Raw genomic sequence first — 13280 nt, 5'->3', positions numbered from 1 at the left:
AATGAAAAACACCGCATTGACAAAAACCCATGAGGCATTGGGCGCTAAAATGGTACCGTTCGCAGGATACAATATGCCTGTTTCTTATGAAGGAGTTAATATAGAACACGAAACAGTCCGCAAAGGAGTGGGCGTTTTTGACGTATCCCACATGGGTGAGTTCTTAGTAGGAGGCCCCAAGGCATTGGATCTCATACAAAAAGTAACTTCCAATGATGCATCCAAATTGACTATTGGTAAGGCGCAATACAGTTGTTTGCCTAACGAGACTGGTGGTATTGTGGATGACCTTATAGTCTATAAAATTAAAGAAGAGCAGTATTTATTGGTGGTAAACGCATCCAATATTGATAAGGATTGGGAGCACATTAGTAAATATAATAAAGATTTTGGTGCAGATATGCGCAATATATCCGAAGGGTATTCCCTTCTGGCCATTCAGGGTCCCAAAGCCGTTGAAGCTATGCAAACGTTGACGTCCATAGATTTAAGCGCAATTAAGTTCTACAGCTTTGAGGTAGCAGATTTTGCCGGTATTGATAACGTAATTATTTCTGCCACCGGCTATACCGGTTCAGGAGGTTTTGAAATATACTGCAAGAATGAAGAAGTACAACAGATTTGGGACAAGGTTTTTGAAGCTGGTGCCGCCTATAACATAAAACCTATTGGACTTGCCGCCAGGGACACCTTACGCTTGGAAATGGGCTACTGTTTGTACGGCAATGATATCAATGATACTACATCGCCACTGGAAGCAGGCCTAGGATGGATTACCAAGTTCAGCAAGGATTTTGTGAACAGTGAATCCCTAGCCAAACAAAAGGAAGAAGGCGTTACCAAAAAACTGGTTGCTTTTGAGTTGGATGAAAAAGGGATTCCAAGGCACGATTATGACATTGTTGATGCTTTGGGAAATAAAATAGGGGTGGTAACCTCGGGCACCATGTCGCCCTCCATGGGAAAGGGCATTGGTTTGGGGTATGTACCCACAGACTTGTCCCAAATTGGCAGTAAAATCTATATTCAAATTAGAAAAAATGCGGTTCCTGCTACCATCGTTAAACTCCCTTTTTATAAGGTTTAACAGATGTAGTGGTTGAGTTTTGCAAAAGGAGGTGATAGAATGAACAAAATACTCATTTTAGGAGCAAGCGGTTTTATAGGCAATGCCATTTACAAGGAATTGAATTCCTATTTTGACACCTATGGCACTTATTACTCTTCAAGAAAGAGCTTTGAGAACAATCAACAGTTCTTCCGCTATGACCTTGAAGAAGATGACGTTCATGATATTTTGAACAAAGTAAAACCCGACTTAATAATTTCTGCACTAAGGGGAAATTTCCAAGCACAGGTAATGGCCCATCAACATATAGTGGAATACATCCAAAAAAGGGATTGCAAATTATATTTTATATCCTCTGCCAACGTATTTGATGCCTATAGCAAATACCCATCCTATGAAAATGACAAGACCTTGTCCGAAAGTATCTATGGCCGACTGAAAATTAAAATAGAAAATATGCTTCTGAGGATACCTGTTTCTAAAATGGCTATTCTTAGGGTGCCCATGGTTTTTGGCATAAATTCACCAAGAATTAAGGAAATAAAGAATGCCCTATCCAATAAGGAACCTATTGAGGTATTCCCCAACCTAATTATAAATGTTACCAACGATGATAAACTAACACAACAAATACATTACCTTATAAATCACAATAAAACGGGTACTTTTCATTTGGGAAGTGTAGACCTAATACACCATGAAGATTTTATAAAGGAAATTGTAAACCGTTTGGGCAACTACCATCCCATATATAAACATGTTTTTACCACCAATGAAGACCGTTATTTGGCGGTGCTACCAAAAACGAATCAGCTTCCAAAGAATTTATTATTCAACTATCAGGAGATAATAGACCATCATATCTTTAGTGAATAAGCCACTTGGAATTGTACTGTTTTAATTAACTTTATAAAAAATAGCGACATGAAAAAATTATCGGAATTGGAAATAGAAAAGCGATTGGAGGAATTGGACGGTTGGGATTATGTTGATGGTGCTATAGAAACGTCATTTGAATTTAAAAATTTCAAGGATGCCTTCTCCGTAATGACCAGAATCGCCTTTGAATGTGAATCCCAAAATCATCACCCAGATTGGAGCAATGTCTACAATTCCCTTAATATAAGACTTTCCACCCATGATGCGGAGGGAGTTACCGAAAGGGATTTTAAATTAGCGCACAGTATTGAGGAAATTATTGTAAGCAACTAAGCTGAACACTTGCGCCGGTAGTAAAAATTATTAAATTTGTTCCATATTATTCTAATAAAACTAAGAAATGGGAAGAGCTTTTGAGTTTAGAAAAGCACGTAAAATGAAAAGGTGGTCCGCAATGTCAAAGGCCTTTACCAGAATAGGCAAAGACATTGTTATGGCTGTAAAAGAGGGAGGGCCAGACCCGAGCTCCAATGCGCGATTAAGGGCCGTTATTCAAAATGCCAAGGCGGTAAACATGCCCAAAGACAATGTGGAAAGAGCCATTAAAAGGGCATCTGACAAGAGTTTGGGCGACTTTAAGGAAGTGCTTTTTGAAGGATACGCACCCCATGGAATTGCAATTTTAGTAGAAACTGCTACGGACAACAATACAAGGACAGTTGCGAATGTTAGAAGTTACTTCAACAAATGTAACGGTAGCTTGGGAACTTCGGGTTCTGTTGAGTTTATGTTCGACCATACTTGTAACTTTAGGATTCCCGCTGAAGGCATAGATCCGGAGGAGTTGGAATTGGAAATGATCGACTTTGGGGCCGAGGAAGTTTTTGCCGATGAGGATGGTATTTTGATCTATGCTCCCTTTGAAAGTTTCGGAGCCATTCAGAAAGAATTGGAAAATAGAGAGATTGAAATTCTATCTTCCGGTTTTGAACGTATACCACAGGTTACCAAGGCCCTGAGTGAGGAAGAAGCAGCCGATGTTGAAAAACTCCTGGAAAAAATAGAAGAGGATGATGATGTGCAGAATGTATATCACACCATGCAGGAATAATAATTCACTTTAATGACAAAAATAAAAAGAGGCCCTTGATCGGGCCTCTTTTTATTTTTAATAGTTTAATGTTTTTTTGTTCTAAATCAATTCCAATATCTGGAAATTTCCATCTTTAGTGCAGTTCTTCATCCGCTCCTATTAGTAAAGATTTGTTCAACGTAAGAACAACTGTTCCCTCATCCTCTGTTGGAGTAACCGAGGTTATAAAATTATTCAGTTGGTTTCCTGAAGTTACAATAGGATTACCATACCAGTTATTTCCATTGTTTACAAAGATATTATTGGTAATGGTAGTTTTGGAATCATGTTTAAAACCTCCACCGGTATTGATAATGGTCCCCGTATTTCCCTGAAAAAGGTTCCCATCAAAAAGAGTATTATTGGTCCCTAACGTATCCTCGCCCCATGATGGGGTATCGCCAATCTTACTAGAAAAAGTAAATAGCAATCGGCCAGTATTATTAACGAATTTAGAGTTTAATATCTGGTAGCGGTTTACCCCCTTGAAACTGGCTATTTGATCATAATTCCGGCTAAAGATGCAATTATCAATTTTTACATAATGCTCCGTTGAAAAGATTAAGCCCCTATTGGAAATAAATGACGATCCCGTAATTGTAATTCTATTGGTATAATCATTTTCATTGTCCGAAGTAAAATTGGGAGTAGATCCCCAATAGCTTCTAAATAAGGTGGCAGAATTATTTTCAAAAATGGAATTGGAAATGGTAATAGATGAATTGTCTCCCTTGGACCAAAACGCCGTTTGATTGGAAACACCGGTAACCCTTATTTCAGAAGCCTTTACAGCTGAGCCCGAAACGGCAAAAATAGTTCCGTCATTGTAATTATCTGCAGAATCAGTAAAGGTAAATCCGGAGATATCCAAACTAAAACCTTTATTAACCACGAACATACGATAATTCCTCTCCCCCGAGATAGTGATATGCTTTGCCCCTGGTCCAGTAATGGTGAGATTATTATTGATGGGAGGCAGATCTGAAGATAATCTAAGAGTGCCCTCCAATCCTTCCAAAAAACTTATTTTATCGATATTTGAATCAGCATTGGCCGTATTTATGGCCCAACGCAAAGTACCCTTACTATTATCGTCGTCAAGACCAGTAACCAATACCTCAGTTTGTGCAATGGATTTGGAAAAACTGAAAACGATAATTAAAAAAACAATTATTTGATTTCTTTTCATTCTCGATGGAATTAATACTATAAATGCTAATTAAATCAACGTTACTCCTTACTAGAAATAGGCTTATACCTTGTTCCTTGTTAACGTATTAAGATCAAAATTAGTATTCCGCACCTAAAAAAGGATTTATTATAGCCCCAAAGATGTGTAAGTGTCTGAAAATGTTGTGTAAAGCCGTTATTGTGCAGTTTGATTTTAAGACGCCTACCAATTCCATGATAAAACCTAGGCTGTTTCTAAAATATAACTGGTTTTAATGATTTGTATCGGCCCGCATATCCAAATAGCCTAGTCATAGTTCCAACTGTAAGAAACTAGGAATGGGTAATTACTTATCAATTTAGGAATCATTTTAAACAAAAAAAAGCACTGGGCTAGCCCAGTGCTTTTTTTTGAACACTAAATTATATTTTACAATCCACTGGGCACTTCCCCTGCAACATTGAAATTAGTCACCAACAGCGAGAAATCTTCCAATCCTACACTACCATCCCCATTAAAGTCTGCACGAGCATCATAGCCTGTATCCCCAAAACCTATATTAAAGGTGGTTACCAAGACAGAGAAATCCTCTAAGCCTACTGTATTGTCGTTGTTAGCGTCCCCAACTCTTAGTTCCCCTATATTGAGATTATTGTCACCTGCCTCTAAGGTCATGGTCGACACTTTTTGTAAATGCATTCCGGATTTGACAGCAATTTCATAGGTGCCTTGCGGAATTCCTACCATTACAGCTTCTCCATTGGAAGTTCCTATAGGATTAAACTCCAGCAAAGGTGTAGTAGCACCTACTTCATATAGAGCAACCGATAAATCAATACTGTGATCGGTACGACCCTGTAAGCTATAGGAAACGGTCAAATCGGATGCTGCTGCAGTAGGATCAAACTCCAATACGATGATATTGGATGCAACGCTATTTATTCCATTGGCGCCAGTTACTACAGCAACGAAATGATTAAGGCCACCGTTTGGCGTTCCGGCCGCTCCCGTTGTTTGTGTTAGGGTAACCGGAATATTGGCAACCCCCGATGCATTTAATTGAGTGGTATATAACTCCTTGGCCATGGCTTCATTAGCCTCAAAAGGATCTATATCATACCCTATAGAAGGATTACCTGCATCAATATATAATCGTCCATCTACACGCAATAGACTAATCAGTGCATTTGGCTGGCCTGTAATCTGCACAACTTGATTCGCCTGCGTCACCAATCTGGAACCATTTGATCCATCAACCAAAATGGAAGGTGCCACCAAACTATTACTATCACTATTTACAATAGCATCCGATCCTCCTAAGGAACCTTCATCATACAAGCTTGTTGTATAAACAACCCCACTGGCAAACTCTATTGTAATTGTCGCCCCGATCAGTTCAAATCCCGAAATAGAACCTGCATCACCGGATGATAAATCGCCCTTGATGGTTGTCGGATCCATATCAACGCCAAACACAAACGACTCTCCAGGATTAAAATCAGTAAAATCCAAAGATAAAACATCATAACCTTCCTGATTATTAGTGCCATTGTGGGGTTGCGCAAATACACTCACGCAATCTGCATTGTCCGAACCTCCGTTCCCTGGTACTGTTAATCCAACAGCACTGGAGGAACTACCCGCATTACCAGCCGTTAAACATTTGGCAACACTATCTCCTGCGGTTCCCACTGGATCAAAAACTACATCCATCATAAATCCAGAAGATGTATTAATAGTAACATTTACTATATCATCATCACCAGTATTGTCAATAAAGAAGGAATTATTTCCATAAGTTGACGCTGCTAGATCACCTCCGGGGGTAACCTTAACCGTAGCTTCCGGATTGCCTATTGGCAAGGCGGTAACATTCCAATTAAAGTTAATCACCGTACTTGAAGAAGGATCACAAGCATCACTTACCGTTACCGCAACATTGTAAGGACTGTTTTCAGAGGCCCCAGGTGAACCACCAACATTTTGTGAAGATTGTGCACCATTTAAAATAGAATTGTTTACCCCTGTACCTGTTATATCTATATGGGTTAATGCTATACGATCTATTTTATGGCCTTCTGAGCGCTCGTTCATGGTAATCGAATATGTACCCGGATTTGCGAAATAGGCGTATATAGGCCAAGCATTATTATCTATAGTACGGGCATACCACGAATTAGCAATCGTATTGGTATATACCTTGAAGAAACCGTTGATCCCAGGATTTTCGGTACCATGATCAGATCTTCCCTGGGCATTTCCCTTTGGCCAATACAAGGTTTTAGTGGTACTCGCAGGATTACTCAATTCATTAAGGAATTGTTGGGTTCCAGTAAGGTCTCCTCCTTGCACGGTGAAGAAATGAACGTCAGGGGTGTTCTCTATTTTAAACCAAGTATCGTTTTTATCCGTGGAAACTGAGCCTGAAATGGCCGATTTTACATGAAAGCGATATACTCCCGGTGTTGTAATTTCCACATTATAGTTGACACTTTGCCCATTAAGATTAGAAAAATGATCCGTACTTGCTACCAAAAATGTTGTTCCTGAGGTGGTTTGAAGATTAAATCCTCCAGCGGTATCCGTAAAATCGGTTTCTGCTTCCATAATTACCACTCCATTGTTCTCAATAAAAGCACCTGCAGTACCACTACCTGAACCGCCTAGAATAGTGCCTGAAATAACACCTGTTGAGGGGTCAATAGAAAGATTTGGCGGTAAATTTGTTGCAGAATAACTTAAAGGGCCGCAAGGATCAGTATTTTCATCATTAGCCACTATTTGAAGGTTTACCACGCCTCCATCCACACCCATCTGTGCGCCTGGATTGGCTACTAATGGAGGTAAACCTGAGGTTGGATTACCACTAACTTCAACTATTTCTATCGCCTTAAGGGAGGGGTTCTGTACACCGTGAATAAATTGAAGATCCAAGGTGCCATCTGTAATCGTTACCCTATGGGATACCATTAAGGCCCCTAAAGCCCCTGCTCTTGCAAAGGGGTCAATATCATTAAATGCACTGGGCACCGATCCTTCAACTGAAACGTCGAAAACCCTTTGTCCTGCCGCCGTTATTTGATTGTACAACTCCGCAAAATAAAGCCTTACCTCAACCTCGGTCCCCGTTTCTATTGGGAATTGCCACAACATTTCAGGGGCACCCTCAGCGTCATATCTTTCTGTAACAAAAATACTACTTGGTGTCCCAGAAGGAAGTGATGCATGTGTCATATTTATTGGGCCTTTATAAGCAGAACCGGCAGATTGATTATATAATCCACCTGTTGCGGTTGCTGCTGCCAAATATGGAGAGTTTCCAGCTATCCCAAAAGTACCCTGATCGACACTCCAATCCGGATTGGGCGTGTCTGTTGCAGTAATTAATTCACCTCCTGCATTTATTCGGTATAAAATAGTTGAAGTCTCTTCGCCACTGGTAACACCTACACTCGTAGATCCATTGCTTCCATAAGCCATAACCAAAGTAGCTACTTCTCCTGTCTGGGAACCTGTATGTTCAATTTGAATTGTCTTAGTAGCACCTGCCTCGATTAAAAAGCTGCTTGACCCAAGAATCGTAAAATTTGAAGCATTGGAACCGGTAAGTGCCAATGACTTAACATAAACTCCCTGATTTCCTCCTGAAATACTTATCAATAAATCCTCAACTCCCCCTTGTGGTACCGTAATGTTGGAGGGCACAGATAGAGTACTTGCAACAATTGATGTCCCAGTTGGATTATCAGAGCCATAAACTTCCATTTTAGTTTGGTTGCCACCTCCTTGATTGGGAGACCCTGAAGTAATCCAAATACCATCACCGGATACAATACCTTGAGTACCGTGACGTGGATTGTTCAAATCGCTTAAAGAAGACCATGTATTAGTGTTTACATCCAAGGCATCTGTATTGGCATATGCCTGTCCATTTCCTTCACCACCAATTACGACCACTTTTCCATTAAAAGTAACTGTTCCGGAAGCAGCACGCGGAGTAGGCAAATTACCGGATGCCGGTAGGGTTATCCACGTTTTACTAACAAAATCATATACATCCACCTCAGGAATAACGGGAGCAAAAGTTCCTCCATCACCTCCTGTAAGTCTACCACCTACTACATATAATTTATTGCCAACAACGGTAGCGTGAAAATGATCCCGTGCCCGCGGCACATCTCCTAAGACTGTCCATTTGCCAGTAGCTGGATCAAACTCATCAAACCATGCGATATAACCTCCATTATGCCCAATAGTGTTTCCTGCTATAACATAAAACTTATTATTGTACATCACCAATCCGGCAGAACCTCTTTTACGTGCATTGGGTATGGCAGGACCTTGAATCCAAGTATCAGAAACAGGATTGTACATATAAATATGATCGGCCGGAGCTTCATTGGGGTATCCATTATCCTTAAAGGATCCAATAACCCAAATTAACCCTTGATAAGCAACAGCTTGGAAGTGATTAAATTCGAATGGGGCCGTTGAGGCTGCCTGGGACCACGTATTGGTATTGTAGTCATAAATTTCTACCTTTTTGGCATTTTCCCTACCTCCGAATAAATAAAATTTATCTCCTGCTTGTACAAATGAGTTTTCGTGTCTAGGAGTATGTTCTGTTACATTGGTTATATTGGTCCAATCTCCACTAACGGTACCTCCGGAGCTAATAATCTCAATACCCTTAATATTAGGGTTTTCAATTCCTTTGATAAAATCAATATCAAGGTTTCCATCATTTACCTCTACCACAAAACTCTCGACTCCTACAGTAGCAAACCCATATTTTGCTGTTTGATCCAAATCGTTCAGTACAATTTGGCCTTCAATGGCTACATCGAATACGCGCACTCCTGGAGCGTTGGCTCCAGCCCATACCTCGGCAAATAACAAATTAATGGTATATGTCCCCTGCGACAGTGGAATATCCCACTGCATATTTCCGGGTACAGCCAATGTATTATATCTTTCTGTAGCAAATATATTATTGGGATAGGATGTATTGTTGACAAAAGTGCCTGGAAGTGCTGCCCCGTAAGTTTTATCCTCTGTTGAAGAATTTACATATACGGAAGGTGTTCCGTTTTGTGCATTACCATTGGCGCCACTTGCTGCCTGATCCTCTCCCCAATTTATTGGAGACGCATCGTTGGAAGCAATAATGTTACCCCCTGCGTTAATTCGGTACAACACATTGTTAGGAGCATTGGGATCATTAACCGTCCAAGCAAAATTTACATTAGCTGGTGTTGATGATGGTTTGCTCACCGTAACGGTAACATTGTACTGTCCTGCATCTGCTGCATAGGAAGAAATGGTTCCCAATATAGCTCCTTGGGTTGGCTCTATAATCAAGCCAGGAGGCAATCCAGTTACAGAAAATGTGAAATTCTCATTAGGATCACCACCACTAGCTGTAATATTCAGTACGGGTGTTTCTCCAGGATTGTTTATCTGATTGGCAACAGGGTCAATAACAATTGGTGAATTTACAACACTTCCTGCACCAAGTATTTCAATAGCGTTGATCAATGGGTTTTCGGTTTGATGTATGAACTCCAAATTCAATACGCCATCGGTAACAGTCACCTGATAACTTTCCATAGCACCTACCTTATTTCCATATTGCGCAGATAGATCCTTATCGTTTATCACCAAGACATCTTCCATTTTAACATCGAACACTCGCTGCCCCGGAGCTCCAGTACCATCGTACCCATTTCCCATATATAGGTTTACGGTAAAAGTCCCGTTGCCTGTATTAAAGGTCCATTCCATTTCAGGAAGCCCTGCTGGATCCCATCGTTCTTTCGCAAATATCTCCTGAGGCGCATAAGATGGAACGGAAGAATGTCTACCTGCAATATTATGGGTAGAAATATTTCCAGTGTTAACACTAAAATTAGTCCCTCCTGAAGCACCTACCACATCGTTTCCTGCCCAATTGGGATTGGGAGCATCTGTGGCGGTAATGGTAGCTCCACCGGCATTCACCCTAAACAAAACTGCCGGTTGCTCGGTGACATTAACCGTGAAAATTTGATCCACATACAACAAATTGGAATCTGTGGCCCGAATGGTAATATTTGAACTTGCCTCAGTATCCGGATAAGTTAAGGTCAGTATATTGGCCGAAATAGTGGCCCCAATTGCAAGATTGGAATTATTTTCAACAGTATAAGTCAAATTTCCGACCCCTTGGTCATCTCCAAAATAATCGTTAAGATCAATATTTTGATCTGGAGAACTAATCAATTTATCCAAATTGGCCAAAGGCTGGGATATAGTAGGTTGACTTCCTGTAACATTCAAATAATCCCATGTTCCTTCTACCTCTTCTCCAGCTGCATTGGAGGTTCCTATTAAACCTACCGCTAAAATGGTAGACGATTGTTGTATAGCTGTTTTTATTGTCCCAGATGCCGCAATGGTCCCTAAGGAAATTGGGGGATTACCATCAAGACTGTACAAAACTTCTACTGCCGCGGTAACGGCATTAATATTGAATGAAAAAACAACATCATTGGAAGGTCTATTTCCTGTTGCGATTGTAGCCGTTAGAGGGGTTTGGGGCACATCATTGATCTCCTGTAAGGCTACAACCCCGTTCTGGGTAAGGACAACCTTAATATAATTGCTTTGAGTTCCATCCCCTATAAATATTCCCAATTCACCGCCCGATGGGGCACTGGAACCATAAAGCTGGGTAGGATCGGAAAAATTAAATAATCGGCCAACAACGGTGAATGAGTTAACGGATTGATCTACGTTGACACCATATTGGAATCCCTTTTCCTGATTATTGGTCGTACCCAATGCCGTTCCCGAAGTCATCTGCATGGTCATAGCGCCTGTTGCCCCACCTAAAATATCATTTGGATTTGGGCCGGCACCAACTACATCCAACCAATTTAGCCAGTTCGGATTGGGGGCACCATTATTCATAAGACCTGTTAATCCAAGACCCAAATAACCACCTAGAACTAAATTATCGGATAATAATTCGTTCAGCACTGGTAAATCAAATCCATCAGAACCATTATCCAATGGATTACCCAATTGAAATGGGTCATTAGCATCTATAATACCATCGTTATCATCGTCATTATCGTTCAAATCAGAAACCAAAACTCCACCTGCCGCTTTATCAAAATCATTTGGCTGTGATCCCCCGTTACAATGGTCTATATTGTTCTGAACTTCATCTTGATTGGTGTAACCGTCTTGATCGGTATCTGCCAACCCATCATATGAGTCATCGGAGGGGTCCAAACACACAACCTCAGGTTGTGGCTCTAAAATTTTTATGGTACCATTAAATGTCGCCACCCATATGGTCCCAGGAAAAGGATCATTGTCCCCATTACATGTAATACCCAGGGCATTACCCCCAAGACCAGATGCAAAAGTATTGGTTAATGTTTTTAGACTTCCGTCCGATTCCAATTGCACCCTTCTTAAAATGCCGTTATTATGACCAGCGATCAGATCGCCCACCATACTTTCCGAACCAGTGAATATCGTGGAGGTATATTCGTCAATACCATTGGTATTATTGCCCCAGGTAGTTACAATAGCATCGTTTGGGCCGTCAGGATTTGGAGTTGAAGGCCCTCTCCAGTCACCTTGTGCCTCATCAGCAAGACCTACTGGAACTGGTGGCCAATCTACAGGTAGGGCTATGCTTGCATTATTTGTATAGCCAGTTCCTTTTAAACCAGTTGGATCATAAATCAAAGTTCTATATACCGCCCCATTGGTATTGTTTACAGACGGGTTGGTGTAAAGTCCAGCACCGGCTGGATTGGCTCTGATCGGTGCCGGGTGCCCTCCATAAAAAGTACCAAATGAATACCCTTGAATATTAGTGGTAATCAAAGATAAATGGTCGTCATTATCCACCTTTTCCCCTCCAATAGTTGTATTACTACCTGGTTCACTTGAATTGTATTCATTGGTTACATTGCCCGTACCTTCGTTGTTGGGAAATCCACCCCAACCTCCATTAGCTCCATTATCGGTCACATACACGGCCCCAGAGGCCGTAAGTACCAAATCGTAGGCATTTCTATATCCTGGTGAAAATATTTGCACTGGACCGCCAATAACAATTTTTGCCTGATTCAATCCATCATTACCTCCCCATGGATCATTTACATCTACACCATCATAGCCTGCTGCGTCCGGATCAATTATACCATTAACATTTGCCCTAGTAGGATCGTCCAAAGTAGGAATATCATAAATATAATTCCTTCCATCGTTTTTAATAGGCATACTTTCTATAAGGTCAAGATTTATTGAAAGTACTGCTGCAGATAGGGCATATTCCGTGGTCCAGGCAAAATTGTCAGATGGTGACCCAGCATTTGTATGGCCTCCCTGCGCCACTATTAGAAAATCCACACCATTGATAGTTGCAAATTCCAATCCATTGGTGGCATGGTTTTCCTCAGACCTTGGTAGTCCACGAACTATATCCACCACGCTCCAGTTGCTTCCCGTCCAAGTAAGTCGGGTAATCACTCCAGAATTGGTATCAAGATTTAAATCTCCACTAGGCCCTCCTACCCTTGAATCACTGGAGGTAACATAAATAATTGGATTTAGCGCTGTTCCTGCAACAGTGAGACCAGTGGCCTCCCTATTATTACCACTATTTGAAGAACCGTCGTCGTTATGATTGGGAATGTTTTTAACACCCAGCAACTTTTCGGATGCCGTGACCACATAATTATTGCTCGCATTCTTTTGCACTGTATAAATGTCAATGGTACCATTTAAGTTTAGTACGTACAACCTTCCATCCGGGCCATACATCAAAGATGTTCCTTGACTTACAGCTCCATTACCATTAAAATTAAGATTACTCTGGCTGAAAGATTGAGCATTCATGCCGTTATGACAAAGAACCATCATCAGGCCAAGTATAAATATAGTTCGTAGCCTACTTACTAGTGAAGTTTCTTTTATGATCAATGGTATGTAATTTAAGTTTTCCATTTTTTAATCTTTTTTGGGAC

6 protein-coding genes are annotated in these 13280 nt (G+C 40.8%); 4 read left to right on the top strand and 2 right to left on the bottom strand.

What is annotated here, in order from left to right:
• Position 1 precedes the first annotated feature (1 nt).
• The 4 genes from gcvT (at position 2) to MWU82_RS07330 (ending at position 3059) form a co-directional block, all read left to right on the top strand.
• A complete protein-coding gene (gene gcvT / locus MWU82_RS07345; protein WP_247095870.1) occupies positions 2-1087 on the top strand; it encodes a glycine cleavage system aminomethyltransferase GcvT in 1086 nt (361 codons plus the stop codon).
• A 39-nt stretch (positions 1088-1126) separates the two neighbouring features.
• Positions 1127-1945 carry a sugar nucleotide-binding protein gene (locus MWU82_RS07340; RefSeq protein WP_215946550.1) on the top strand — a complete coding sequence of 273 codons (819 nt, stop codon included), beginning with the start codon at positions 1127-1129 and terminating at the stop codon, positions 1943-1945.
• A 48-nt stretch (positions 1946-1993) separates the two neighbouring features.
• Positions 1994-2281 carry a 4a-hydroxytetrahydrobiopterin dehydratase gene (locus MWU82_RS07335; RefSeq protein ID WP_215946549.1) on the top strand — a complete coding sequence of 96 codons (288 nt, stop codon included), beginning with the start codon at positions 1994-1996 and terminating at the stop codon, positions 2279-2281.
• Between the two features lie 67 nt (positions 2282-2348).
• Entirely contained in the window at positions 2349-3059 is a 711-nt protein-coding gene (locus MWU82_RS07330; protein ID WP_111621994.1) for a YebC/PmpR family DNA-binding transcriptional regulator, read from the top strand.
• 115 nt (positions 3060-3174) lie between these two features.
• On the opposite strand, the gene MWU82_RS07325 is transcribed toward MWU82_RS07330, so the two are convergent.
• A complete protein-coding gene (locus MWU82_RS07325; RefSeq protein WP_247095868.1) occupies positions 3175-4269 on the bottom strand; it encodes a hypothetical protein in 1095 nt (364 codons plus the stop codon).
• 411 nt (positions 4270-4680) lie between these two features.
• The gene (locus MWU82_RS07320) at positions 4681-13260 is read right to left on the bottom strand and encodes a malectin domain-containing carbohydrate-binding protein (protein ID WP_247095867.1); all 8580 of its coding nucleotides are present in this window, start codon (positions 13258-13260) and stop codon (positions 4681-4683) included.
• Between the last annotated feature and the right edge of the window lie 20 nt (positions 13261-13280).

It is taken from the genome of Arenibacter sp. S6351L (genome assembly GCF_023016025.1).
GTDB lineage: Bacteria > Bacteroidota > Bacteroidia > Flavobacteriales > Flavobacteriaceae > Arenibacter > Arenibacter algicola_B.
The sequence above is the reverse complement of the archived record's forward strand: the minus strand, read 5'-3'. Positions and strand labels throughout refer to the sequence as shown.

Bases quoted from the DNA above. Each gene is read 5' to 3' on its own strand.
- gcvT (WP_247095870.1), top strand. From the start codon at position 2: ATGAAAAACACCGCATTGACAAAAACCCATGAGGCATTGGGCGCTAAA.
- MWU82_RS07340 (WP_215946550.1), top strand. From the start codon at position 1,127: ATGAACAAAATACTCATTTTAGGAGCAAGCGGTTTTATAGGCAATGCC.
- MWU82_RS07335 (WP_215946549.1), top strand. From the start codon at position 1,994: ATGAAAAAATTATCGGAATTGGAAATAGAAAAGCGATTGGAGGAATTG.
- MWU82_RS07330 (WP_111621994.1), top strand. From the start codon at position 2,349: ATGGGAAGAGCTTTTGAGTTTAGAAAAGCACGTAAAATGAAAAGGTGG.
- MWU82_RS07325 (WP_247095868.1), bottom strand. From the start codon at position 4,269: ATGAAAAGAAATCAAATAATTGTTTTTTTAATTATCGTTTTCAGTTTT.
- MWU82_RS07320 (WP_247095867.1), bottom strand. From the start codon at position 13,260: ATGGAAAACTTAAATTACATACCATTGATCATAAAAGAAACTTCACTA.